General features: G+C 64.3%; 18 protein-coding genes. 6 read left to right on the plus strand and 12 right to left on the minus strand.

Annotation, left to right across the window (positions count from 1 at the left end):
• Positions 1 to 15 precede the first annotated feature (15 nt).
• A complete protein-coding gene (locus M2361_RS27780) occupies positions 16 to 1,461 on the plus strand; it encodes a D-alanine--poly(phosphoribitol) ligase (protein ID WP_259252977.1) in 1,446 nt (481 codons plus the stop codon).
• A 39-nt stretch (positions 1,462 to 1,500) separates the two neighbouring features.
• On the opposite strand, the gene M2361_RS27785 is transcribed toward M2361_RS27780, so the two are convergent.
• From M2361_RS27785 to M2361_RS27805, 5 genes are all read right to left on the minus strand, one after another.
• Positions 1,501 to 2,061, minus strand: coding sequence for a YggT family protein (locus tag M2361_RS27785; protein ID WP_259252978.1), 561 nt, complete (start codon positions 2,059 to 2,061; stop codon positions 1,501 to 1,503).
• 148 nt (positions 2,062 to 2,209) lie between these two features.
• The gene (locus M2361_RS27790) at positions 2,210 to 2,962 is read right to left on the minus strand and encodes a histone H1-like DNA-binding protein (RefSeq protein WP_100853213.1); all 753 of its coding nucleotides are present in this window, start codon (positions 2,960 to 2,962) and stop codon (positions 2,210 to 2,212) included.
• A 347-nt stretch (positions 2,963 to 3,309) separates the two neighbouring features.
• Complete coding sequence (locus tag M2361_RS27795; protein WP_050447107.1) at positions 3,310 to 4,506, minus strand: ribonucleotide-diphosphate reductase subunit beta; 1,197 nt, start codon at positions 4,504 to 4,506, stop codon at positions 3,310 to 3,312.
• A gap of 19 nt (positions 4,507 to 4,525) precedes the next feature.
• On the minus strand, positions 4,526 to 7,456 hold the full coding sequence (locus M2361_RS27800) for a ribonucleoside-diphosphate reductase subunit alpha (protein ID WP_100853212.1): 2,931 nt from the start codon (positions 7,454 to 7,456) through the stop codon (positions 4,526 to 4,528).
• 303 nt (positions 7,457 to 7,759) lie between these two features.
• Complete coding sequence (locus M2361_RS27805; protein WP_259252979.1) at positions 7,760 to 11,266, minus strand: indolepyruvate ferredoxin oxidoreductase family protein; 3,507 nt, start codon at positions 11,264 to 11,266, stop codon at positions 7,760 to 7,762.
• 130 nt (positions 11,267 to 11,396) lie between these two features.
• Between M2361_RS27805 and M2361_RS27810 the strand changes: the two genes are divergently transcribed.
• The 3 genes from M2361_RS27810 (at position 11,397) to M2361_RS27820 (ending at position 13,894) form a co-directional block, all read left to right on the plus strand.
• Complete coding sequence (locus tag M2361_RS27810; protein WP_046806515.1) at positions 11,397 to 11,846, plus strand: Lrp/AsnC family transcriptional regulator; 450 nt, start codon at positions 11,397 to 11,399, stop codon at positions 11,844 to 11,846.
• A 243-nt stretch (positions 11,847 to 12,089) separates the two neighbouring features.
• Positions 12,090 to 12,596, plus strand: coding sequence for a hypothetical protein (locus M2361_RS27815; RefSeq protein WP_259252980.1), 507 nt, complete (start codon positions 12,090 to 12,092; stop codon positions 12,594 to 12,596).
• Between the two features lie 98 nt (positions 12,597 to 12,694).
• A complete protein-coding gene (locus M2361_RS27820; protein WP_259252981.1) occupies positions 12,695 to 13,894 on the plus strand; it encodes an MFS transporter in 1,200 nt (399 codons plus the stop codon).
• A 195-nt stretch (positions 13,895 to 14,089) separates the two neighbouring features.
• On the opposite strand, the gene gltX is transcribed toward M2361_RS27820, so the two are convergent.
• On the minus strand, positions 14,090 to 15,496 hold the full coding sequence (gene gltX, locus M2361_RS27825; protein WP_259252982.1) for a glutamate--tRNA ligase: 1,407 nt from the start codon (positions 15,494 to 15,496) through the stop codon (positions 14,090 to 14,092).
• A 119-nt stretch (positions 15,497 to 15,615) separates the two neighbouring features.
• Here gltX and M2361_RS27830 point away from each other — a divergent pair, with 119 nt between their 5' ends.
• Positions 15,616 to 18,057: a GNAT family N-acetyltransferase gene (locus M2361_RS27830; RefSeq protein ID WP_259252983.1), complete on the plus strand. Its 2,442-nt coding sequence runs from the start codon at positions 15,616 to 15,618 to the stop codon at positions 18,055 to 18,057.
• A 53-nt stretch (positions 18,058 to 18,110) separates the two neighbouring features.
• Here M2361_RS27830 and M2361_RS27835 read toward each other — a convergent pair whose 3' ends face one another.
• The 6 genes from M2361_RS27835 to yjgA form a co-directional block, all read right to left on the minus strand.
• Entirely contained in the window at positions 18,111 to 18,803 is a 693-nt protein-coding gene (locus tag M2361_RS27835; protein WP_259252984.1) for a cysteine hydrolase family protein, read from the minus strand.
• A 9-nt stretch (positions 18,804 to 18,812) separates the two neighbouring features.
• Complete coding sequence (locus tag M2361_RS27840) at positions 18,813 to 19,649, minus strand: ABC transporter permease (protein ID WP_259252985.1); 837 nt, start codon at positions 19,647 to 19,649, stop codon at positions 18,813 to 18,815.
• A gap of 3 nt (positions 19,650 to 19,652) precedes the next feature.
• Positions 19,653 to 20,465, minus strand: a complete 813-nt coding sequence (locus M2361_RS27845) for an ABC transporter ATP-binding protein (RefSeq protein WP_050447122.1) — start codon at positions 20,463 to 20,465, stop codon at positions 19,653 to 19,655.
• A complete protein-coding gene (locus M2361_RS27850) occupies positions 20,465 to 21,481 on the minus strand; it encodes an ABC transporter substrate-binding protein (protein ID WP_404976462.1) in 1,017 nt (338 codons plus the stop codon). Before M2361_RS27850 ends, M2361_RS27845 begins: the two co-directional genes overlap by 1 nt.
• A 523-nt stretch (positions 21,482 to 22,004) precedes the next feature.
• Positions 22,005 to 22,682 carry an alpha/beta hydrolase gene (locus M2361_RS27855; protein ID WP_259252986.1) on the minus strand — a complete coding sequence of 226 codons (678 nt, stop codon included), beginning with the start codon at positions 22,680 to 22,682 and terminating at the stop codon, positions 22,005 to 22,007.
• A gap of 32 nt (positions 22,683 to 22,714) precedes the next feature.
• Positions 22,715 to 23,266 carry a ribosome biogenesis factor YjgA gene (gene yjgA, locus M2361_RS27860; protein WP_259252987.1) on the minus strand — a complete coding sequence of 184 codons (552 nt, stop codon included), beginning with the start codon at positions 23,264 to 23,266 and terminating at the stop codon, positions 22,715 to 22,717.
• Between the two features lie 58 nt (positions 23,267 to 23,324).
• Between yjgA and pmbA the strand changes: the two genes are divergently transcribed.
• A complete protein-coding gene (gene pmbA / locus M2361_RS27865) occupies positions 23,325 to 24,689 on the plus strand; it encodes a metalloprotease PmbA (RefSeq protein WP_259252988.1) in 1,365 nt (454 codons plus the stop codon).
• Positions 24,690 to 24,825: the final 136 nt, after the last annotated feature.

Raw genomic sequence — 24,825 nt, forward strand, 5'->3', positions numbered from 1 at the left:
GCCGGGAGTATCGGCATGCGTTTTGACCTGAAAACGTTCCAGTTCGTTGATACCGGAATGTCGCCCGACGCCTTGGCCGTCGCCGCCGCCGATCGCTCTTTGAGCTGGGCGCAGTTGCGTGACGAGGCGCACGCCTGGGCGGAGAACGCGCGCAAGCATGGCGCGGGCCCGGATGTGCCGGTGGCCATCTACGGCCACAAAGAAGCGTCGTTCTTCGTCGCCATGGTGGGCGCGCTGCTGATCGGCGCGCCGTTCGTGCCGGTCGACACCATCTACCCGGTGGAGCGGTTGCGCCGCATTGTCGAGATCGTGCGCGCCGCGGCCGTCTACGATGCCGCCGCCGGCACGTTCACCCAAGGCGAAGGCGCGTTGCTTGCCGAGCGCGGCCTGGCTTACGTCATGTTCACCTCGGGCAGCACGGGCGACCCCAAGGGAGTGCAGATCGGCCGCGAAAGCACGGGCCTGCTGGGCGACTGGATGTTGGGCAGCTTTGGCTTGGGCGATGCACCGGTGTTCATGAACCAGGCGCCGTTCAGCTTCGACCTGTCCATGTACGAGGTCTTCGGCACCCTGGCCTCGGGCGGCGCCTGCGTGTTGAATGCTCGCGAGCAGATCGCGGCGGCCGGCACGTGGATGCCGCGCCTGGCACAACATGGCGTCACGGTGTGGGTGTCGACCCCATCATTCGCCCACCAGCAGTTGGCCAACCGGGATTTTTCCCCGGCCACCTTGCCCGCGCTGCGCACTTTCCTGTTCTGCGGCGAGCCGCTGCCGGCGGCCTTGGCCAAAAAGCTGCGCCAGCGGTTCCCCGATGCCGTCATCCTGAACACGTATGGCCCCACGGAAACCACCGTGGCAACCACCTGGATCGAAGTCACTGACGCCGTGCTGGCGGCCCACGACCCGCTGCCGGTGGGCCACGCCAAGCCGGATAGCCTGTTGATCGTGGACGAGGGCGAGATCTGCATCGTGGGCGACCACGTCATGCGCGGCTACCTGAACCGGCCTGATCTGAACGACGCCAAGCTCTACACCCACGAAGATGGCCGCCGCGCTTTCCGCACGGGCGACCTGGGCCAGATGGAAGAGGGCGGCTTGCTGTTTTGCCGAGGCCGCATGGATGACCAGATCAAGCTGAACGGCTATCGCATCGAACTGGCGGAAATCGACGAGGCGCTGCACGGCCTGCCGGGGGTGGAAGGCGGCGCTTGCGCGGTGCTGCGTCGTCCCGATGGCACGGCGGTGCGCCTGATTGGTTTTGTGGCGGGCGTGGCGCGGGAGCCGGATGCGCGTTTGCTGGCGCCCGATGCCTTGGCCGATTGCAAAGCGCGGCTGGCTCAGCGCCTGCCGCCCTATATGGTGCCGTCGGAATTGGTGGCGTGCCCGGCATTGCCGATGTCGAACAACCACAAGATCGACCGCAAGAAGCTGGTCGAGATCTACGCCGGGATTCCGGCATAGCGGAATCAAGAACGGGGCGCGATGCCCCGTGTCTTTGGTCTACAGCCCCATCATGCGCTGGCTCAGATTGGCCAGCACCATCAGCAGCACCTGCGCCACGATCAGCAGCACCAAGGGCGAAAAGTCGATGCTGGTGCGCGGCAGGATGCGGCGGATGGGATCCAGCATGGGCGCGGTCAGCGCCTGCAGCAGCGGCATCATCGGCGCCGTCGGATTGACCCAGGACAGCACGGCCTGGATCAGCGTCAACCACACCACCAGGTTCAGCGCCCACTTGATGGTCATGATCAAGGCCGAGCCCATGGCGGCCGGCAGCAGCGCGGCGGGAATCAGCGCGCCCAGCGCCAGCAGCCAGATCAGCACGATATACAGCAGCGCGGCCAGCCAGGCGGCGACCAGGCTCGTCCAGTCGATCTTGTTGCCGGCGGGAATGATCTTGCGCAGCGGCATCACCAGCCAGTTCGTCGCCTGGTAGATGGTGCGCGCAATCGGGTTGAAGGCGTGGAGGCGGATCGCGTGCATCCAGGCGCGGGCAATCAATGCCGCGCCGAACAGCGTGAACACGATTTCGAGAAGGAAGCGGAAGATTTCACCGAGCATGGAGGCGATCACCGAAAAAATGAGGAATCAATTGTCGCACGCTGCGTGGAAAGTTTGCTGCGGCGTTTGGCGGATGGAGATGACGCAAAAAAGCCGCCTAGCCAAGGCCAGGCGGCTCTAGTGAAGCTACAGCTTCGAACCGTCCTGATTAGGGACGGCCACCCGTGGGAAACGGCCACGAAGCGGCGGGATTCAGCGCGGTCTTTGCACCCGGGGCAGCAGCCGTGGACGGCGGCGTTGCGGGCTTCTTGGGAGCGGCTTTCTTCGCGGCAGGCTTCTTGGCAGCGGCGGGCTTGGCGGCAGCAGCCGGCTTGGCGGCGGCAGGAGCCTTCTTTGCAGCGGGAGCCTTCTTGGCAGCAGGCGCCTTCTTGGCAGCGGGGGCCTTCTTGGCTACCGCTTTCTTGGCAACTGCTTTCTTGGCGGCGGGCGCCTTCTTGGCAACGGCCTTCTTGGCAACGGCCTTTTTGGCGACGGCCTTCTTGGCTACCGCTTTCTTGGCGACGGCCTTCTTGGCAACTGCCTTCTTTGCGACGGCCTTCTTGGCTACCGCTTTCTTGGCAACGGCCTTCTTGGCAACGGCCTTCTTGGCGACAACCTTCTTGGCTACCGCTTTCTTGGCAACGGCCTTCTTGGCGACAACCTTCTTGGCTACCGCTTTCTTGGCGACTGCCTTCTTGGCGACGGCCTTCTTGGCTACCGCTTTCTTGGCGACGACCTTCTTGGCCGCCGGCTTCTTGGCGGCAACCTTCTTCACTGCCGGCTTTTTGGCGGCGGCGACTTTCTTGACTGCTACCTTCTTGACAGCGGCTTTCTTGGCCGGTGCGGCCTTCTTAGCGACTGCCTTCTTGGCGGCGGGCTTCTTCGCCGCGGCTTTCTTTACGGCTTTCTTGGCTGTTGCCATGGTCATGCTCCTTAGGTTCAGGGGTCCCAGAACTTAAACCCGTGCCCCGACTCGCCAACAAAGCGAATCGTGCCCGGGCTATTCATCGGCGCATGCCGCTGTTCTGTGCGAGCAACAGCTACTACGGTTTGCGCTAATGAATTCGGCACAGCCATTTGATATGGCCCCCGCTCCTTTGGCGCGAGCCATTTCAAATGGCGCCGGTCGCAGCCTGATCACAGGCCGCCGACCGCTTGTTCTACGTGTTCGAAAACACCCTGACCAGGAAGCGCGTCATCAAGCCTGTCGCGAACGCGACGCTCTGTGTTGGCAGAGCGTGCCCGCGCCGGGCCTGATGACGTACTGCTTTACTCCCAGCTCAGCGTGCCACCGGTTTGGTATTCGATCACGCGAGTTTCAAAAAAGTTGCGTTCCTTTTTAAGATCGATCATTTCCGCCATCCAAGGGAAGGGATTCTCTTCCTGCGGGTACAGCGGTTCGATACCGATTTGCTGGCAACGACGGTTGGCGATGAAGCGCAGGTAGGATTTGAACATAGGTGCGTTCAAGCCCAACACGCCGCGCGGCATCGTGTCTTCGGCGTAAGCGTATTCGAGTTCGACCGCTTTGCGGAAGAGTTCTCGAATTTCTTCGCGGAAAGCCGGCGTCCACAGATGCGGATTTTCCAGTTTGACGGTGTTGATCAGGTCGATGCCGAAGTTGCAGTGCATGGATTCATCGCGAAGGATGTACATGTACTGTTCGGCCGCGCCGGTCATCTTGTTCTGGCGGCCCAGCGCCAGGATCTGCGTGAAGCCCACGTAGAAGAACAGGCCTTCCATCAAGCAAGCGAAAACGATCAGCGACTTCAGCAGCGTCTGGTCGGCTTCGGGCGTGCCCGTCTTGAAGTGGGGGTCCGCGATCGCGTCGATGAACGGGATCAGGAACTCGTCTTTGGCGCGGATGGACGGAACTTCGTTATAAGCGTTGAAGATCTCGGCTTCGTCCAGGTCCAGGCTTTCGACGATGTATTGATAAGCGTGCGTGTGGATCGCTTCCTCGAATGCCTGGCGCAGCAGGAACTGGCGGCATTCGGGAGCCGTGATGTGGCGGTAGGTGCCCAACACGATGTTGTTCGCGGCCAGCGAGTCGGCCGTGACGAAGAAACCCAGGTTGCGCTTGACGATGCGGCGTTCGTCTTCGGTGAGCCCGTTCGGGTTCTTCCAAAGCGCGATGTCGCGCGACATGTTGATCTCTTGCGGCATCCAGTGGTTGGCGCACGTGGCCAAATACTTTTCCCACGCCCACTTGTACTTGAACGGCACAAGTTGATTGACGTCGGTTTCGCCGTTGATGATGCGCTTGTCGGCAACCTTCACGCGCTGCGCGGTGGCTGCACCGCTGGCGGCCAGACCCGCCGCGTGTTCAGGCGCGGCAGGCGTAGGCATGGCGGTGTCGCCGAACACACCCGTCGCCGCCCGGACTTCGGGCGCAGCCTGCTGGCCGCCCGCGGGGGCGGGGGAAGCAGGTTGCGTGGCGGTGGTGTCGTCTTCCCAATTAATCATTTCAATTCTCCGGAGGCGGTTATTGGCAGGCTTCGCACTCTTCGAAGCCGGGGTCGCCCGGCCGCATGGTGCAAACCGCCCCGAGAACTTCGGGTTCCGGCAAAACAGGTGCGGCGCCCACGGCCGCGGCCGTGGATTGGCCACCAGCAGTGACGGCGTTCAATTCGCCGCCGCGACCGGTGGACTTCTCGGCGCTGGTGGCGCCCAGGGTACGCAGGTAGTACGTGGTCTTCAGGCCACGCAGCCATGCCAGCTTGTAGGTGTCATCCAGCTTCTTGCCCGATGCGCCCGACATGTAGATGTTCAGCGACTGGGCTTGATCGATCCACTTCTGACGGCGCGACGCGCATTCAACCAGCCAGCTCGGTTCGACTTCGAACGCGGTGGCGTAGAGTTCGCGGAGTTCGGAAGGTACGCGATCGATGCGGGACAGGCTGCCGTCGAAGTACTTGAGGTCGGCGACCATGACTTCGTCCCAGAGACCGAGTTTCTTCAGGTCACGCACGAGGTAATCGTTAACGACCGTGAACTCGCCGGAGAGATTCGATTTGACGTACAAGTTCTGGAAAGTAGGTTCGATGCACGCAGATACACCAATGATATTGGAAATAGTCGCGGTTGGGGCAATTGCCACGCAATTGGAGTTGCGCATGCCATGTTGTTTGATGCGCGCGCGCAACGTATCCCAATCGAGCGTGCTCGATTCATCAACTTCAACATGACCACCGCGTTCATCACGCAGCATCTTCAACGTGTCTTGCGGCAAGATGCCACGCGACCACAACGAACCTTCATACGATTGATAGCGACCACGTTCTTCGGCGAGCAGGCTCGACGCGAAGTAGGCGTGATAGCAAACGGCTTCCATCGAACGATCAGCGAATTCAACGGCGGCTTGCGATGCATACGGCACGCGCATCATCTGCAGGCAATCCTGGAAGCCCATGATGCCCATGCCCACCGGACGATGGCGCGCGTTGGAATTGCGGGCCTTCTCGACGGCGTAGTAGTTGATGTCGATGACGTTGTCGAGCATGCGCATCGCGATGCTGACGGTGCGCTTGATCTTGTCGTGATCCAGTTCGAAACCACCACCGGCAGCCGGCTTCATGTGTGCGACCAGGTTCACCGAACCCAGGTTGCACACCGCGATTTCGGATTCGTTGGTGTTCAGCGTGATCTCGGTGCACAGGTTCGAGCTGTGGACGACGCCCACGTGCTGCTGCGGCGAACGGATGTTGCACGGATCCTTGAACGTGATCCACGGGTGGCCGGTTTCGAACAGCATCGACAGCATCTTGCGCCACAGCGTCAGCGCCGGCATCTTCTTGTAGAGCTTGAGCTCGCCGCTGGCGACGCGCTTTTCGTGGCCGATATACGCTTCTTCAAACGCGCGGCCGTACTTGTCGTGCAGGTCGGGGCAGTCGGACGGCGAGAACAGCGTCCATTCACCACCTTCCATGACGCGCTTCATGAACAGGTCGGGAATCCAGTTCGCCGTGTTCATGTCGTGCGTGCGGCGGCGTTCGTCGCCGGTGTTCTTGCGCAGTTCCAGGAATTCTTCGATGTCCAGGTGCCACGATTCCAAGTACGTGCACACCGCGCCCTTGCGCTTGCCGCCCTGGTTCACCGCGACGGCGGTGTCGTTGACGACCTTCAGGAACGGAACCACGCCCTGGCTTTCGCCGTTGGTGCCCTTGATGTGGCTGCGCAGCGCGCGCACCGGAGTCCAGTCGTTGCCCAGGCCGCCGGCGTACTTGGCCAGCAGCGCGTTTTCCTTGATGGCGTCGTAGATGCCTTCCAGGTCATCCGACACGGTGGTCAGATAGCACGACGACAACTGCGAGTGCAGCGTGCCCGAGTTGAACAGCGTCGGCGTCGAGCTCATGAAGTCGAACGAAGACAGGATCTCGTAGAACTCGATGGCGCGCGCTTCGCGGTCGGCTTCACGCAGCGCCAGGCCCATGGCCACGCGCATGAAGAACACCTGCGGCAGTTCGATGCGGGTGCCGCGGATGTGCAGGAAGTAGCGGTCGTACAGGGTTTGCAGGCCCAGGTAGCCGAATTGCAGGTCGCGCTTGGCGTTCAAGGCCTTGCCCAGGCGGGTCAGGTCATAGTTGGCCAGTTCGGGCGACAGCAGGCCGCCTTCGATACCGCGGGCGATGAAGGTGGGGAAGTACTCGGCGTAGCGCGCGATCATGCCGTCTTGCGAGACTTCTTCGCCCAGCACTTCCTTGCGGATCGTGTGCAGCAGCAGGCGGGCGGTGACCTGGCTGTAGGCCGGGTCTTTTTCAACCAGCGCGCGCGCCGACAGGATGGCGGACTTGAACACTTCGTCGACGGGGATGCCGTCGTACAGGTTCTTGACCGTTTCCTTCAGGATGGATTCGCTGTCGATGAATTCGGCCAGGCCTTCGCCGGCGGCGACGATGGTCGCGCGCAGTTCAGCCAGGTCCAGCGGACGGCGCACGCCGGCGTCGGTCACGTTCAGCACGTGTTCCACGGGCGCGGCGGCGGCCTTTTCCTGGCCTTCGGCGGCAGCGGCGGCGGCGCGCTCTTGCGTGCGCTTCTCGCGGTACAGGACGTAGGCGCGGGCAACATCATGTTGGCCCGAGCGCATCAGCGCCAGTTCAACCTGGTCCTGGATGTCTTCAATATGGAAGGTGCCGCCGTTGGGGCGGTTGCGCACCAGGGCGTTCACGGCCTGGCTGGTCAGGTTCTCGACCAGTTCACGCACCCGGGCGGACGCTGCGCCCTGGCCACCGTTCACGGCCAGGAAGGCCTTGGTCATGGCGATGGCGATCTTGCTGGGTTCAAACCCAACCACCGAGCCATTGCGGCGAATGATGTTGTAGCTGGCCCATTGCCCGCCATTGGCGTCGGCAGGGGAATCGGTTTGTGAGGGCGGCACGGCCGAAGGCCGGGTCACAGAGGCGATCGTAGTCTGCATGGAAGCTCCTGTGCGAAAACGCGTAGATAGCGACATGACGGCGGTCATGCCGGGTATGAATGTGGATCTTTTGAGGGGGTCGGAACGGCTTGGACGGCTTAGTCCAAAAGGCGTGGCCGACGAGAATCAGCGCTTAGGCGACCACAACATGTAGTGTAGCACCCCTCGTTGGACACTAATTCTAGTGATCGAGAACTACGGGAACAAGAAAAAGGTATGACGAAGCTCACAAAAGATTGTTACTAAATGCACTGGGCGCGCCCAGTAAGGCGCGCCCAGTAGTGCACGGCTCAAAGCGACTGTTTATGCGGTTTTCCGCAGAGGCATGTCGCGCGGGGCCGGTGCTGTATAGCTCTGCATCAATCGACCCAATTGCGTCCGGTACTTCTCGACGCTTGCTGCCTTCACGTGGCCGTAGCCGCGGATGGTTTCTGCAAGGCCGGCGATTGTAGCTGCTTGCGCGATGTTGTCCCGGTTCAACCCTACAAGAAGTTGGTCTATGGTCTGGCGATACTCGGCAACAAGCGCCCGTTCCATCTTGCGCTCGGCGGTGTGGCCGAAGGGATCGAACCAGGTGCCGCGCAGGCCCTTCATGCGCGTCAGCAATTTCAGTGCCGTCATGGTGCGCGGACCCAGCGTCATCTTGCGCGGCACGCCGGTGCGCGGGTCCTTGCGGGCGAAGATCGGCGGGGCCATATGAAAGCGCAGGCTGTAGTCGCCTTCGAACTGGCCCTTCAATTGCGCCTGGAACGCGTCGCCGGTGTAAAGGCGCGCCACTTCGTATTCGTCCTTGTAGGCCATTAGCTTGAACAGGCCGCGCGCCACCGCCATCGCCAGGCGCGGCGTCTTGGTGTCGGGCGCCAATTCACGCTCGCGCGCCGCGACGGCTTCGACGACGTCCTGGTAGACGCGCGCATAACGGGCGTCCTGGTAGGCCGTCAGGTCCGCGATGCGGCGGGCCACGGCGCGGTCGAACGTTTCCGGCACATGTAGTTGCACGACCTGGGCGCGCGGACGCAAGGCGCTTTCCAGCGCATCGGGCTGGTGTGCGGCCAAGCGGCCGCTGTCAAAGGCGGCGCGATTGGCCGCGATGGCCACGCCGTTCAGCTCGATGGCGCGGTTGATGGCCGCTTGCGACAGCGGCACGCCGCCGCGTTGCCACGCATAGCCCAACATGAACATGTTGGACAGGATGCTGTCGCCGAACAAGGCCAGCGCGGCTTCGTGCGCATCAATGGCGGCCGTGTTGGCATCGCCCGCAGCGTGGCGGATCTTGGCCAGCAGCGCTTCGGGGCGCATGGCGGCGTCGGGGTTGCGGGTGAATTCGGATACCGGCGCAACGTAGGTGTTGACCGTGACCTGGGTATGCCCACGGCGCAGCGCGCCCAGCGAGTCCGGCGCCACCGAGGCTACCGGGTCGCACAGGATGGCGGCATCGGCCTGCTGCCAGTCCAGGCGGACGGGGCCTGCCGGCGCGCCCGCCGGGGCCAAGCGGATGTGGCTGACCACCGTGCCGCCTTTCTGCGCCAGGCCGGTCAGGTCCAGCACCGCGGCCGACAGGCCTTCCAGGTGCGCGGCCATCGACACGATGGCGCCGATGGTGATGACGCCCGTGCCGCCCATGCCCGCGACCAGCAGCCGATAGGGTCGGTCCAGCGACGGCGTGGCGGGCTGCGGCAACTGTTCGATAAGACGTTGCAGGCGTTCCTGATCAGTCTTGGGCGCCGCGCTCTTGCGTGGCTTGCCACCCATGACCGACACAAAGCTGGGGCAGAACCCTTCCGCGCAGGAGTAGTCCTTGTTGCAGCTGGATTGGTCGATGGCGCGCTTGCGGCCATACGGCGTTTCCAACGGCACCACCGACAGGCAGTTCGATTGCACGCCGCAATCGCCGCAGCCTTCGCACACCGCGCTGTTGATCAGCATGCGGCGTGCCGGGTCGGGAAACTGGTTCTTCTTGCGGCGGCGGCGCTTCTCTGCGGCGCAGGTTTGATCATGGATCAGCACGGTCACGCCGGGAATCTCGCGTAGCTCGCGCTGCACCGCGTCCAGCTCACGGCGATGGTGCACCTTGATGTTGGGGCCCAGGTCCACGCCCTGGTATTTTTCGGGCTCGTCGCTGGTGACGACGATGCGCGCCACGTTTTCGCCGCGTAGTTGCTGGCAGATCTGCGGCACCGAGATCGGCCCGTCCACCGGCTGCCCGCCCGTCATCGCGACCGCGTCGTTGAACAGGATCTTGTAGGTGATGTTGGCGCGCGCGGCCACTGCCTGGCGGATCGCCAGATAGCCCGAGTGGTAATAGGTGCCTTCCCCCATGTTCTGGAAGATGTGCGGCATCTTGGTGTAGCGCGACAGGCCGATCCAATCGACGCCTTCGCCGCCCATCTGCGTCAGGCCGCCCGTGTCGCGGTCCATCCAGGCGGCCATGTAGTGGCAGCCCACGCCTGACAGCGCCTGGCTGCCCTCGGGCACCTTGGTCGACGTGCTGTGCGGACAGCCCGAACAGAAATAGGGACGGCGGCGCATGCCGTCGGCATCATTGGACAACGCCGATTGGCATTCGAACGCCGCCAGGTCCGCACCCAGCGGCAGGCCGGCGGTGCGGGTCAGCCAGGCGGCCAGCGGCTGGGCCAGCAGCGATGGGCGCAGTTGTCCGGCCGAGGGCACCAGCGTTTCGCCACCAAAGCCCTTCTTGCCGATGACCGACGGGCGCTCGGGCAAATTGAACAGCAGATCCTTGATCTGGCTTTCGACCACGGCGCCTTTTTCTTCAACCACCAGAATGTGCGACAACCCGCGCGCAAATTCCAGCAGCCGTTCGCCATCCATCGGCCAGGTCAGACCCGGCTTGTAGATACGCACCGGTGCGTTGGCGGTGACGGTGTCCACACCCAGGCGCGCCAGCGCTTCCATGGTGTCCAGATGCGCCTTGCCGACCGTGACGATGCCCACGGTCGCCTTGGGCGCGGGACAGGTCAGGCGGTCGATGCTATGGCGGCGCGCGAACGCGGCAACCGCCTTCATGCGCAGGTTCATGCGCGTTTCGACGGCCAGCGACAGGAAGTCGCGCGCGGAATATTCCAGCGCTTCGGGCGGCATGTCGGGATTGGCCGGCATGTCGTAGTGCTGCACGGCGGCCGGCGTGAACGAGTGGCCGCTTTCGATGGTCTCGGATACCGCCTTGAACGCGACCCAGGTGCCGGCATAGCGCGACAGCGCCCAGCCCCACAGCGCGAAGGTTTCGTACTCATCGATCGACGTCGGATGCACGATAGGCATCTGCCAACCGATCAACGACGCTTCGCTGGCGTGCGGAATGGACGACGATACGGCGGTGTGGTCATCGCCCACCACCACCAGCACGCCGCCGTTGCGCGATGCGCCGGCCGCGTTGCCGTGGTGCAGCGCATCGCCCGCGCGGTCCACGCCCGGGCCTTTGCCGTACCACATGGCGAACACGCCATCGACGTTGCGGTCGGCGCGCACGCCGGCCTGCTGCGTCCCCATGACGGCGGTGGCCGCCATGTCTTCATTGATGCCGGGCAAGAACGAGATCTGGCTGGCGTCCAGCGCCTTCTTCGCCTTCCACATCGCCATGTCCACGCCACCCAGCGGCGATCCCCGATAGCCCGACACAAAGCCGGCGGTGTTCAGCCCACGTTCGCGGTCAACCCGCGCCTGCGTGAGCATGATCCGCACGAGCGCTTGCGTCCCCGTCAGGAAGATGCGGCCGGACTCTCGGGTGAGGTTGTCGGCAAGCTGGTAGTCAAGGTCCAACTGGGGATCGGGGGCGGGAGTGCCGTCCATAATGAATGCTCCTGGTATTTGGCACCATGATAGGTTCGCGGAGCATCCGATTTATTGCGTTTTTGGATCGTGCTATCCCTATAATACGCAATGAACATTTCGTGTTCGACAAAAACCAGGAGACAAAGCGATGGACAAGACCGATATCGGCATCCTCAAGGCCTTGCAGGAGGACGGCCGGGCTTCGGCGCAGCAGTTGTCCGACAAGGTGGGGCTATCGGCCGCACCGGTGTGGCGGCGGGTAAAGGCGATGGAAGCCAGCGGGGTCATCCAGGGCTATAGCGCCCAGGTGGACCGCAGCAAGGTGGGGCTGGGCTGCATGTTCGCGCAGATCAGCCTGGAGCGGCATTCCTCGAACACGGTCGAGCACTTCGAGCGTTCGGTGCGCGACGCGCCCGAGATCCTGGAGTGTTATGCGGTGACCGGCGATTCCGACTTCCTGCTGAAGATCCTGGTGGAAAGCCCGGAAGCGTACGACCGTTTCCTGCACCGCTTCCTGTTCAACATGCCCGGCATCCGCCAGACACGCACCATCGTGGCGCTGCGCGAGATCAAGCATGAACAGCGGCTGCCGCTGTAATTGATTTACGGCGCTCTCTATATATATAGAGAGCGCTGGTGCGGTGTCGCTTGAAACCAACGCATTCGTGCGCGTTCCACACCTAAAACCGGCGCATTCCGGCGTGCACTGTTGCGCAATTGCACACGGCGCGGATCGTCGTTGATTCTTCCCTAGCGGCTCATTAGAGTGCGTCATGTTTGCTGCGCGAAGCCCGTGCCGGTCTGATCGGTACGCCGCGTCGACAGACGTGTTGAGGAAGTCATGAGCAGTGTGTATTTGCGTTCGGCCAGCATCGCCTGTGCCGTTCTTGTCCTGGCCGGTTGCGTGGCCAGAAAGCCCGCCGCCATCACCGACGGCCAGCCCGAGGCACCGCCCAAACCGGTGGCCTGCGAGCCCGCCAAAACGGGTGACCCCATGATCGGGACATGGCTGTCGAACACGCGGCCGCGCGACGTCAGCGGGGAACTGCAATCGCTGATCGTCTTGTCCGCCGATGGCACCATGGCCTATGAGTCGTTGCTCAAGATCGGGCGCAAGGCGCGTCCGGCCTTGCGTGAGACCGGCTGCTGGACCGTGGCCGACAACGTCTACACGATGCAGACGACCAAATCCGCCGGCGAGCCCGTGGATACCAAGGACCCCATCTACCTGAGCCGCTACCGCGTCGAAAAGGTTGAGCGCGCCAAGCTGACGCTGCGCGAGCTCAAGAGCGGCGGTCAATTGGTGACCGCGCGTCGCATGCCGCAGGGCTACCGCCTGCCTTACTGACCGTTGCGCGGGGCGGACACTGCGTGCGTCCGCCGCGCCAGGTTGGGCTGGCTGCGGTAAGGTGCGGGCTTCGACTTTTGCCTTGCCGCCGGTTTCCCATGCCCGCCATGTCTTCTGAAGCACGCGCCATCGCGCTGCTTGCCCTGGCTGCTTTTGTCAGCGCCAGCGCCTTCCGTATTTGTGACCCCATGCTGCCGCAACTGGCGGCGGAATTCGGCACCTCTACCGGGCAGGCCGCGCGCGTGGTGACGGCGTTTGCCGTGGCCTATGGCGTGTTGCAGATGTTCTTCGGCCCGGTGGGTGACCGCTACGGCAAGTACCGCGTCGTCAGCGTGGCGACGGTGGCCTGCGCCGTGGGCAGCGCCGGCGCCGTCATGGCGGATTCCCTGGATATGTTGGTCTTGTGCCGCGCCGTGTCGGGCGCGGCAGGGGCGGGCATCGTCCCGCTGTCCATGGCATGGATCGGCGACAACGTGCCCTATGAGCGCCGGCAGGCAACGCTGGCGCGCTTTCTAACCGGCACCATCCTCGGCATGTCGGCCGGCCAATTGGCCGGTGGCTTGTTCGCCGATACGGTGGGCTGGCGCTGGGCCTTTGCCTCGCTGGTGGCCGGCTACCTGATCGTTGGCGTGCTGCTGCACCTGGAAGTGCGCCGCCAACGCGCGGCGGGCTTTGCGCAGGTGGACCCCAACGCCGTCCGCCAGGGCTTTGTGGGGCAGGCGCGGCTGGTGCTGGGCACCCCCTGGGCGCGTATCGTGTTGGCGACGGTGTTCGTCGAAGGCCTGCTGGTCTTTGGTGCGCTGGCGTTTGCCCCGTCCTATCTGCACGAACGCTTCGATATTTCGCTGACTGCCGCGGGCGCCTTGGTGGCGGTCTACGCGGTGGGCGGGCTGATCTACACGGTGGTGGCCGGCCGCATCCTCAAGCGCCTGGGTGAACGCGGCCTGGCGGTGGCGGGCGGCCTGGTGCTGGGCGTGGCCTTCCTGTCGTACTTACTGGGGCCGGTGTGGATGTGGAGCCTGCTTGCCAGCGTGCTGGCCGGCTTTGGCTATTACCTGCTGCACGCCACCCTGCAAACCAACGCCACGCAGATGGTGCCGTCAGCGCGCGGCACTGCCGTGGCGTGGTTCGCCTCCTGCCTGTTCATGGGTCAGGCGGCCGGCGTGGCGCTGGCGGGCGCGGTAGTAGACGAGATAGGCGCCGCAGCCCTCTTCGGCGGCTCCGCCATCCTGCTCCCGCTGCTAGGCGCCTTCTTCGCCCGCGCCCTAAAAGCCCGCCCCAAACCCTCCACCCCGTAGGATGGGTGAAGCGCGCGCCCGCGCCAAAAAGAACACTAGTGCCGATCGCGCGCAACCCATGCGGCTCTACACCGAACACCACCGCCGATCACCCGCAACCCATGCGGTGCCAAAAAGAACACCACCGGAGACCGCGCGTAACCCTTGGGATTCAGAAGACCCGCACCCCCAAGAGTCCGTGATCGGCCCCCAGCCTTAAATCCCCCCCAACCGTCCCAGCACCGTTTCCTTACCCAACAACGCCAGCACCGCATCAACCGCCGGCGTCTGGGTCTGACCCGTCACCGCCACGCGCAGCGGAATCGCCAGTTGTGGCATTTTCAAGCCACGATCAGCCAGCACCGCCTTGATCAGGGCCGACAACGCTTCACGGGTCCAGTCCGTATCCTTGGCGCGCTGCGCGAAGTCGGCCAGCGCCTCGCGCGCGGCAGGCGTCAGGTGTTGTTCGACCAGTTCCGGCGCGGCGGGCGTGAACGGCGCGCAGAACAACATGGCGCCGTCGGCCAGTTGCTCCAGCGTTTCCGCGCGGTCTTTCAGCAAGCCCATCACGCCCGGCAGATCAATCTTTTCCGGATGGCCGCCACGGTTCGCCACGCGCGGGGCCACGCGCTCGGCCAGTTCCGCGTTGTCCATCTGCTTGATGTAGTGGGCGTTGACCCAGTTCAGCTTCTTCGGATCCCATTGCGACGCGGACTTCGACAAATGCTTGGTGTCGAACCACGACACCAATTGTTCGCGCGAGAAAAGCTCGTCGTCGCCGTGGCTCCAGCCCAGGCGGGCCAGGTAGTTGATCATGGCCTCGGGCAGATAGCCCTCGTTGTCGTACTCCATGACGTTGACCGCGCCGTGGCGCTTGGACAGCTTTTCGCCATCCGGGCCCAGGATCATGGGCACGTGGCCGTATTCGGGCAACGTCGCGCCCAGCGCGCGCAGGATGTTGATCTGGCGCGGCGTGTTGTTGACGTGGTCATCGCCGCGCAGCACGTGGGTGATGCCCATGTCCCAGTCGTCGACCACCACGCAGAAGTTGTAGGTGGGCGTACCGTCGGGGCGCGCGATGATCAGGTCGTCCAGTTCGGTGTTGTCGAAGCTGATCGTGCCCTTGACCATGTCGTTCCATGACGTGGCGCCTTCCTGGGGATTCTTGAAGCGCACCACCGGCTTGCGGCCTTCGGGAACGGCGGGCAGCGTCTTGCCCGGTTCCGGGCGCCACGTGCCGTCATAGCGCGGCTTGTCGCCACGCGCGCGGGCGGCTTCCCGCATGGCTTCCACTTCCTCGGGCGAGCTATAGCAATGGTAAGCGGTGCCGGCGGCCAGCATCTGCGCCACCACCTCGCGGTAGCGGTCCATGCGCTGCATTTGGTAGAAGGGGCCTTCGTCGGGCTGCATGCCCAGCCATTCCATGCTGTCCAGAATGGCCTGCACGGCTTCCGGCGTGGAGCGCTCGACGTCCGTGTCTTCAATGCGCAGCACGAACGTGCCTTGGTGATGGCGTGCGAACGCCCAGGAGAACAGCGCGGTGCGCGCGCCGCCCAAGTGCAAAAAGCCCGTGGGCGAAGGCGCGAAGCGGGTACGGATGGGGGAAGTGGCGTTGGAAGTCATAGGGGGCAATGATAGCGGCTGCGGCACCACAAAGCGGCGTCGGACACGGTCCACATCAAGCGGACGGCGGGCTTGTCTTGTTACGATGAACGGTATTTTAGATTAGGGCGACCCTCCCTATGTTGCGACACGCGCTTGCCCCGATGTTCGAACCCAGTTCGCTGGTGATCGTTGCCGACCGGCCCTTGCCGGCGGCGGGCTCGCTGTCGCCCGCGCTCAAGGCGAAAACCACGGTGGTGGATTGCGAGCCGGGCGCCGCGCCGGAACTGCCCGTTGCGCTGGAAGGCCTGGCGGCGGGGGCGCGTCCCGATCTGGCCCTGGTTTGCGTGTCGCCGGCCGTGCTGCCTGAAACGCTGCGCCGGCTGTCGGCGTTGGCGCCCCGGTCCGTGATCCTGTTGCCGCATCCATTGCCGGACCCGTATCCGCGCGGCACATGGGCGTTGTGCCGGGCGTGGGCGGAAGAAAATCGTTGCGAACTGCTGGGCCCGCGTTCCTTTGGCGCGCAGCGGCCGCACGCAGGCCTGAACTTCAGCCAGCACCCGGTGCTGGCGCGCGCCGGGCGCGTGGCGCTGGTGGCGCAGTCGCGTTCCATCATGGCCGCGGTCATGGACTGGGCCGAAGACGTGCACATCGGTTTTTCCACGGCGGTGTCGCTGGGCGACGAGGCGGTGGTGGGGCTGTCGAAGGTGCTGGATTATCTGGCCAGCGACCCCCGCACCGACAGCATCGTGCTGTACCTGGAAGACGTGGGGCCCGCCCGCGAATTCATGAGCGCCTTGCGCGCGGCGGCCAGCGTGAAGCCGGTCATCGTGCTCAAGGCGGGGCGATCCGACGCCGACAGCGGCGACGCCATTTTCGACGCCGCCTTGCGCCGCGCGGGCGCCGTGCGCGTGCGCTACTTCGTGCAACTGTTCTCGGCCGTGAAAGTGCTGGGCTATACGCGCCGCCCCAAGGGCCGGCGCGTGGCGCTCATCTCCAACGGCAACGGGCCTCCCCAGTTGGCGATGGACCTGATCGGCCCCGACGCCGCCGTGCTGCGCGCCGACCTTGCCCCCGCCACCCGCCGCGCGCTGGAGGCCATGCTGGAGCCGGACGCGGCCTGTCAGAACCCGGTCATTACCTACACGCCGCTGACGCCCGAGCGCATACGCGCCATTCTGGAAACGGTGCTGGATGACGTGGGCGTGGACGGTGTGCTGGTGCTGCTGGCGCCCGACGCGCTGGCGGATATGCCGGCCGTTGCCCGCGAGCTGGCGCAAATCGCACCCACGGCCAAGAAGCCGGTCGTCAGTTGCTTCATGGGCGACGCCGGCATGCGGCCCTTGCGGCGCATGCTGGACGACGCGGGCACACCCGCCTTCCGCACCCCGGAATCGGCCGCCGATGCGTTTGGAGTGCTGGCCTCGCACCACTACAACCAGCAACTGCTGTTGCAGACGCAACCGCAGGAACCTCCCAGCCACGTGCCCGACCTGGCCGCCGCGCGCGAGCTCATCGCGCGCGTGCGGGCCGATTGCCGGCGCGAGCTGAACACCTCTGAAATCCGCACGCTGCTGGGCCTCTTCTATGTGCCGCTGCGCGACATGCCGATCGACGTGGCGTCGGCGGAACCCGAATCCCGGCCGATGGCCATCCAGGTGTGGCGCGACCCCCAGTTCGGCCCGGTCATCCGCTTTGGCGCGGGCGGCCCCGACGCGGTGCTGTCCGTGTCCGACCGTGGCATGGACCTGCCGCCGCTCAACGGCTTTCTGGCCCGCCAACTGATTGAACGCAGCCGGCTGTGGCGCCGCGTGTTGGCGCCGCGCGTCGGCCACATGGCGGCGGAAGCCTTGCAGCAGGCGGTGGTGCTGGTGTCTGAGCTGGTGTCGGAACTGCCCGACATCGCATCGCTGGATATCGACCCGCTCTACGCCGGTGAAACGCATTTGCGCGCGGGCGGGCTGCGCATGACGCTGACCGAGACGCCCGGCTGCGAAACACCGCAGACCTCGGGCTATCCGCACATGGCGATCCACCCGTACCCGGCGCGGCTGGTGCATGTGCGCCGCTTCAACGACGGCATTCCGTGGGTGCTGCGCCCGATTCGTCCGGAAGACGGGAGCGCGCTGCAGGAATTCATTCGCGGCTTGTCGGAGCGGTCACGCTACATGCGGTTTGTGTCGATGATGCGCGAACTGACGCCGCGCATGGTGTCACGCTACACGCAGGTGGACTATCACCGCGAGCTGGCGCTGGTGGCGGCCACGCAGGTGCCCAACCCGGCCAACCGGGGGCATCCGCGCGAGGTGATCGTGGGCTTTGCCCACTATCTGCGCAACCCGGACGGGCGCGGCGCGGAGTACGCGCTGGTGATCGGCGACGACTGGCAGCGGCGTGGCCTGGGCCGTCAATTGATGACGGCGCTGATCGACGCCGCGCGCGAGCAGGGGCTGGAATATATCGATGGCCTGGTGCTGTCGACCAACCGGCCCATGCTGGCGCTGATGACGAGCCTGGGCTTCACCAACGACGCGGATCCGGAAGACCCGACCATGCGTCGCGTCTGGCTGAACCTGACCTGAGGCTATGACGGCCAAGGCGCGCGGCCGGCCCCGTGACGGGCCGGCGCTCGCTGTCAGGCGGTCTTGCGCGCGGCCTGCGCGAGCGTCAGCCGCGCCGTCACTTCGTCTACTGACAGCACGTCGCCAAAGAACAGCATCCAGCCTTGCAGCGAATGCTCGTGCTCGGCCGGCGTCACGGCCGCTAGCGCATCGTCCACCATGATCGTGCGGAAGTCGCGCATCATGGCGTCGCGCGCGGTGGACTCGCAGCACACGTTGGTGACAGTGCCGGCGATCAGCAGCGTGTCCACGCCCAAGCCGCGCAACAGCGGTTCCAGTTCAGACGAACCCGGCGCCATGGCGCTGTAGAAGCGCTTGACCACGCGCAGGTCGGTATCGGCCGCATGCAGGTCGGGGTGCAGTTGAAAGCCCGGCGAATCGCGGCGCAGTGTTTCCAGCCGGCGCTTGCTGCGCTCGGGCGTCAGCATCACGCCGTGATGGTGCGACCAGAAAGCGTCGGCATTGTCGGACGCCGTCTGCACCCACACCACCGTGCCGCCCGCCGCGCGCACCGCGTCGCACAGGCGGTTGACGGGGGAGATGATCTCGCGGGCCGGCGCGCATTCGCCCTGATAGCCGGGCAGGGTGAAATACTGCTGCATGTCGATCACGACCACCGCGGTACGGCCGGCGGGCAGTTCGTCATACGGATGCAGGCAGCCTTGGCGGGCCACGACGCGATCTTGTACCCATTGCGGAAATTCCATGACGGTTCCTTATCCGTAGCGCCGCGCCACGGCGGCTTCGATGCGGTAGATGATCATGTACATCACGCTGGAAATCAGCGCCAGCATGGTGATGGCGGTCATGACGATGTTCAGCTTGAACACCTGGCTGCCGTTCATGATGAGAAAGCCCAGGCCGGAATCCGCTGACTGGAATTCGCCCACGATGACACCCACCAGCGCCAGGCCGATGTTCATCTTCACGGCGGCGATCAGGGTCGGTACGCTGCCGGGCAGCACCACCTTGGTCAGCACCTGCCAGCGGCTGGCGCCGAAGGTGTGGGCAAGCTTCACCTTGTTCAGGTCGATGCCGCGAAAGCCCGCGTACACCACCATGATGGTGACGAACACGGCGATGGCGACCGCCATGCCGTACACGGCGTAGTCAGACCCCAGCCACAGGTAGAAGATCGGCACGAACGCGATCTTGGGCATGGCGTTGGCCACCACCAGGAAGGGGTCCAGCACCTTGTACAGAAAGTCGGACCACCACAGCGCCGCGGCCACCACGATGCCGATCACCATGCTCAAGGTAAAGCCGACCAGCGTGGCCGACAGCGTGGTCATGATGTGCTTGGCCAGTTGGCCGTTGGTCCACAGGTCCAGAAAGGTGGGCCATAGCGCGCTGGGGTAGCTGGTCAGCAGCGGGTTCAGGATGTGCATGCGCGGCAGGATTTCCCACGCGCACAGGAACACGACCAGCAGCATGGCCTGGGTCAGGCGGATGTTGCGCTTCTTGGCGCGGTCGCGCCGCAGATAGTCCAGGTACTTGGCGCTGGGCGCGGGCACGGCACGCAGCGGCACGGTATTGGCGATGGGAGCATTCATGGGTCAACCCTCCACATGGACGTCCAACTCGTCCCATAGCTGTTTGAAGTAAACGTTGAACTCGGGCCGCGATCGCGCCTGGAAGGGCGTGGGCCGCGCGCCGTCGCCATAGTGGATGCGGTACTGGCTTTTCAGCCGACCGGGCCGGCGCGACAACACGATGACGCGGTCGGTCATGGCAATGGCTTCGCCGATATCGTGCGTGACCAGCACCACGGTCTTGCCTTCGCGCCGCAAGATGTCCACGACTTCGTCCGAGATGGCTAGGCGCGTCTGCGAGTCCAGTGCCGAAAAGGGTTCGTCCAGCAGGATCACGTCTGGCTCGGTCACCAGCGTGCGCGCCAGCGCGGCGCGCTGGCGCATGCCGCCCGATAACTGGCGCGGCGTGTGCGACAGGAACGCGCCCAACCCGCACTTTTCCAGCAGATGCACGGCGCGCGCTTCGCTGCGCGCATCGCGTCGGCCCTGGATCTCTGCGCCCAGCATCACGTTGTCCAGAATGGTGCGCCATTCAAACAGGTAGTCTTGCTGCAGCATGTAGCCAATGCGCGGGTTCGGCTTGGTTACGCCTTGGCCGTCGATCATCACCGCGCCGGATGTCGGTGGGATCAGTCCGGCAATCAGCGACAGCAGGGTGCTTTTGCCGCAGCCGCTTTGGCCGATCAGGCTGACGAATTCGCCCGGCGCCAGCGAGAACGACACGTTCGACAGCGCCTCGGTTTCGCCTTCGGCCGTGAAGTACGACAGGCACACGTCGCGCAGTTCGATCTTCGCCGTGGCGGTGGCGGGCTTCAGGTTGTGGACGGCGGCTCCCATCACTGCACCTTGTTGGCAAAGTCAGCCACCACCACGTCTTCGTATTTCACGCGGGCGGAGTCCTTCATCACGGCGCTGGCAATCAGCATGTCCTGAAGGCGATTCATGGCCTCGGCCGTAACCAGCGGCGTCGTCTTCCAGATCTGGTATTGCTTGTAGCGCTCGATGGCTTCGGTCACCGCGCCCTGGTCCATGCCCGGGAAGAACGTCATGATCTGCGGCGCCAGCGTGGCGGCCGGCGTGTCCTTCACGTATTTCTCGGCGCGCGCGACCACATTGGTCCAGGCCTGGATGACCTTGGGGTTGTCGCGAATGTATTTGTCGGTGGCGGTAAAGACGGTGTAGTCCACCTGGCCGACCTCATGGCCCACCGAGGCCACGATATAGCCCTTGCCGTTGCGGACCAGTTCGCCGGCTTCGGGCTCCAGGAAGATGCCGTATTCGCCTTGCCCTGCCATCCATGCGCCGGCACGGGCCGGAATGCCGATGTTGTTCAGCAGCTTCACGTCTTTCTGCGGGTCCACGCCATGCTTGCGCAAGGCGGTTTCCAGAAACACGATGGGGTTGGAACCGGGCCGAAAGCCGATGATTTCCTTGCCCTTGAGCATGGACCAGTCAAACTTTTCGATCGGCTTGCGCGCCAGCAGGAAGAAGCCGTCGGTGGCGGTCAGGCCTGCGAAGATCTTCGGCTTGACCGGCGATTCGCTGTTCTGCACGTAAATGGACGCCTCGGGTCCGATCAGCACGATGTCGGCGCTGCCGGACAAGAGCGCGGTCATGCCCTTGTCGGTACCCTGCGAGGTTTTCATGGACACGTCCAACCCGGCATCCTTGAAATAGCCTTGCGACAGGGCCACGTATTTCGGCACGTACAGGATGGATCGCACGACCTCTTCGTAGCGCACCTTCACGGGGGGATTCAAGGCTTCGGCCTGAGCGGCCAAGGGGGCAAACAGCGGGGCGATCAGCGCGAGCAGCGCCGCGCCCGCCAGGCGAGGCAATGGCAAGGATTTCACGGGACTTTCTCCTGCGTCTTGTATGGCACGCCGAAACCCGGCGCAACATGGCCAATGGGGTGGAATCGACAACAACAACAGGGAAGCCCGAACACTTGCTGCCCGGGCCGATAAGGCATGGATCGAATACTATATTCAATACAAGGGGGCGACAAGCGTTTTGGGATTGGCGTTTTTCTCTATGGACGAGCGCCGTTCAGCCCAGGAGAATTTAGGGCTTGGATACTGGTTGGTATACAGAATGGGGTTTTGGCGGGGTGATGGGTTTGCGCGCTGACGTGCAGTACGCGCGTGACGACCTGCCCGCGCCACACCCATCCTACGAACGACAGTCACGCCCCGTAGGATGGGTGAAGCGCGAAATCATGCGCAGCAGATCCCCACCGCCAATCGCGCGCAACCCATCACACCCCTTGAGACAGTCACACCCCGTAGGATGGGTGAAGCGCGAATTCAAGCGCAGCAGATCCCCACCGCCCACCGCGCGCAACCCATCACATCCCCGCGACAGTCGCCCCCATCATCACCCCAACACGGCATTCAAAAACGCTGAAATGTCCCGCACTTCTTCGGCGCAAACCGAATGCGGCATCGGATACGTGTGCCAGCGCACGTCGTAACCCAAGCGTTTCAATTCCGTCAGCGACGCCTCGGCGCGCGCCAGGGACACGACCGGGTCGTACTGCCCATGTGCCATGAAGATAGGCGTGGCGTTATTGGCGGCGTTGCGTTCCGCTTCGGCCGTGTCCACCAGCGGCAGATACCCCGACAGCGCCATCATCCCCGCCAGCTTCTCCGGCAGCCGCAACCCCGTATGCAAGGTCATGGCGCTGCCTTGCGAGAAGCCCGCCAGCACGATGTTCGACGTCGGAATACCCCGCGCATTCTCCCGGGCGATCAGCTTGTGCACGGCCGCTTCCGACGCGCGGATGCCCTTGGCGTCTTCCACGCGCACCAGGTCCATGACCAGGATGTCGTACCAGGAACGCATCGCCATGCCGTTGTTGATCGTCACGCGCTGGACCGGTGCGTTCGGAAACACAAAGCGCACCCCCAGGCCCGCGGGCAAGTCGAGTTCCGGCACGATGGGGGCGAAGTCGTTGCCATCGGCGCCCAAGCCGTGCAGCCAGATGACGGCGTGCGTGGGGTTGGGGGCGGTTTCGATCTCGATGCAATCGAGCAGGTCGGTAGGAGCGTTCATGGCGGCCGCGGGGAAATTTCAAAAAGGGGAAATCAGAGCGTCAGGGTCTTCAAGGCCTGGAACAACGCGCGATAGTGCTTCTTTTGCGGTTCCTGGCCTTGCAGCAGCGAGGCGTTACCCAGCTTTTCCTTGCGCGCGGCGCGGATCAGCGTGCGCAATTGCTGCGCATCGGCTTGCGGGTTTTTCGCCAGCAGCGCGGTCAACGCGTCATCGTCGTCCAGCAGGCGGTCGCGCAGCCCCTCCAGGCGGTGCATGGCGGCGGTTTCCTCGCGCGAGCCGTTCTCCCAGACATCAAGCTGGGCGCGGATTTCGTCAGCGGGCGCGTCGCGCATCAGCTTGCCCACAAAGTGGACTTGGCGGCGTCGGCCTTCGCGCCCGGTCGTGCGCTGCGCTGTGCGGATCGCCTCATAGAGGCGTTCGGCCAGCGGCAATTGCTTGAGGCGGTCGGGGGACAGTTCGATCAGCTGCTTGCCCAGGTCCAGCAGGGCGTGCATTTCACGCTTGACCTGGGACTTGCTGGGACGGTCGTAGCCGTTCTCGTCGTAACCGTCGTCGACGGATTCTTCTTCAGTATGGGAATTCATGGAAAACTGCGCAATGACAGACTTGGCTATGATAACCGTCTCTGCAAATTGGACAGCAATGGTTAAATCCTCCTCATCCCTGCCGCTGGCGGCGAATCACGCGCGTTTTTCCGAACTCGTCGAACAAACCCTCGCCTACGCGCGCCAGATCGGCGCCTCGGACGCGGCGGCGGAAGTCTCGGAAAGCCTGGGACTGTCGGTCTCGGTCCGCAAGAACGACATCGAGACCGTTGAGCAGACGCGCGACCGCTCGCTGGACCTGACGGTCTACGCCGGCCAGAGCCGCGGCTCCGCCTCGACCTCCGACTTTTCCGAAGCCGCCCTGCGCCAGACGGTCGAGGCCGCCTGGCACATCGCCCGCCACACCGCCGCCGATCCGGCCGCCGGCTTGCCCGACGCCGATCAGTTGGCCACTGAATTCCCCAATCTGGACCTGCACCACGCCTGGACGGTTTCCACCGAGGAAGCCGCTGAACTGGCGTTGCGCGCCGAACGCGCCGCGCGCGATGTCGATCCGCGCATCACCAACACCGACGGCGCCACCGTGGGCACCTACGAAGGCCAGTTCGTGATGGGCAACAGCCGCGGCTTCCTGGGCGGCTACCCCTATTCGCGCCACAGCCTGTCCGTGGCCCCCATCGCAGGCCGCGGCAACGGCATGCAGCGCGACTACTGGTACACGTCCGAACGCGATCCCGCCAAGCTGGCGTCGCCCGAGGCCATCGGCCGCTATGCCGCCGAACGCACCTTGTCGCGCCTGTCGGCCCGCCGCATCCGCACCGGCAAGTTTCCGGTGCTGTTCGAGGCTCCGCTGGCGCTGGGCCTGGTGGGCGCGCTGACCCAAGCCGTCAATGGCGGGGCGCTGTACCGCAAGGCCAGCTTCCTGCTTGACGCGCTGGGCAAGCCCATCTTCCCCAAGCACATCAACTTGACCGAAGATCCGCACATCCCGGGCGCCATGGGCAGTTCGCCCTTCGACGATGAAGGCGTGCGAACCCGCCGCCGCAACGTCGTGTCGGCCGGCGTGCTTGAAGGCTATTTCCTGTCCAGCTACACGGCGCGCAAGCTGGGCATGGCCACCACCGGCAACGCCGGCGGCTCGCACAACCTGGTGTTCAGCTCCACGCAGACCAAGCGCGGTGACGATTTCGAAGCCATGCTCAAGAAAATGGGCACGGGCTTTCTGGTCACCGAACTGATAGGGCAGGGCGTCAACTACGTCACGGGCGACTACTCGCGCGGCGCGTTCGGCTACTGGGTGGAAAACGGCAAGATCCAGCACGCCGTCCAGGAAATCACCATCGCCGGCAATCTGGCCGACATGTTCCAGCAGATCGTGGCAGTGGGCGCGGACACCATTTCGCGCGGCACGAAGACCACAGGTTCGATTTTGATCGAGCAAATGGCGATTGCGGGAACCTGATTGATCGCGGTGCGACAGGCATGATGGGTTTGCGCGTTGCCCGGTTTCGTCCTTTTGGCGACCGTCTCGCGCTACACCCATCCTACAAACGTAGGATGGGTGTAGCGCGGCACCCCCTAAACCAAAACACAACCCG

This window comes from Achromobacter sp. JUb104 (assembly GCF_024806975.1).
In the GTDB taxonomy this organism is placed as follows: Bacteria; Pseudomonadota; Gammaproteobacteria; order Burkholderiales; family Burkholderiaceae_B; genus Achromobacter; species Achromobacter spanius.

Coding starts and splice junctions, on each gene's coding strand:
- M2361_RS27855 (WP_259252986.1), bottom strand. CDS start 22,682: ATGAACGCTCCTACCGACCTGCTCGATTGCATCGAGATCGAAACCGCC.
- M2361_RS27820 (WP_259252981.1), top strand. CDS start 12,695: ATGCCCGCCATGTCTTCTGAAGCACGCGCCATCGCGCTGCTTGCCCTG.
- M2361_RS27785 (WP_259252978.1), bottom strand. CDS start 2,061: ATGCTCGGTGAAATCTTCCGCTTCCTTCTCGAAATCGTGTTCACGCTG.
- M2361_RS27810 (WP_046806515.1), top strand. CDS start 11,397: ATGGACAAGACCGATATCGGCATCCTCAAGGCCTTGCAGGAGGACGGC.
- M2361_RS27795 (WP_050447107.1), bottom strand. CDS start 4,506: ATGATTAATTGGGAAGACGACACCACCGCCACGCAACCTGCTTCCCCC.
- M2361_RS27790 (WP_100853213.1), bottom strand. CDS start 2,962: ATGGCAACAGCCAAGAAAGCCGTAAAGAAAGCCGCGGCGAAGAAGCCC.
- M2361_RS27805 (WP_259252979.1), bottom strand. CDS start 11,266: ATGGACGGCACTCCCGCCCCCGATCCCCAGTTGGACCTTGACTACCAG.
- M2361_RS27845 (WP_050447122.1), bottom strand. CDS start 20,465: ATGGGAGCCGCCGTCCACAACCTGAAGCCCGCCACCGCCACGGCGAAG.
- M2361_RS27780 (WP_259252977.1), top strand. CDS start 16: ATGCGTTTTGACCTGAAAACGTTCCAGTTCGTTGATACCGGAATGTCG.
- M2361_RS27800 (WP_100853212.1), bottom strand. CDS start 7,456: ATGCAGACTACGATCGCCTCTGTGACCCGGCCTTCGGCCGTGCCGCCC.
- pmbA (WP_259252988.1), top strand. CDS start 23,325: ATGGTTAAATCCTCCTCATCCCTGCCGCTGGCGGCGAATCACGCGCGT.
- M2361_RS27835 (WP_259252984.1), bottom strand. CDS start 18,803: ATGGAATTTCCGCAATGGGTACAAGATCGCGTCGTGGCCCGCCAAGGC.
- M2361_RS27815 (WP_259252980.1), top strand. CDS start 12,090: ATGAGCAGTGTGTATTTGCGTTCGGCCAGCATCGCCTGTGCCGTTCTT.
- M2361_RS27830 (WP_259252983.1), top strand. CDS start 15,616: ATGTTGCGACACGCGCTTGCCCCGATGTTCGAACCCAGTTCGCTGGTG.
- yjgA (WP_259252987.1), bottom strand. CDS start 23,266: ATGAATTCCCATACTGAAGAAGAATCCGTCGACGACGGTTACGACGAG.
- M2361_RS27840 (WP_259252985.1), bottom strand. CDS start 19,649: ATGAATGCTCCCATCGCCAATACCGTGCCGCTGCGTGCCGTGCCCGCG.
- gltX (WP_259252982.1), bottom strand. CDS start 15,496: ATGACTTCCAACGCCACTTCCCCCATCCGTACCCGCTTCGCGCCTTCG.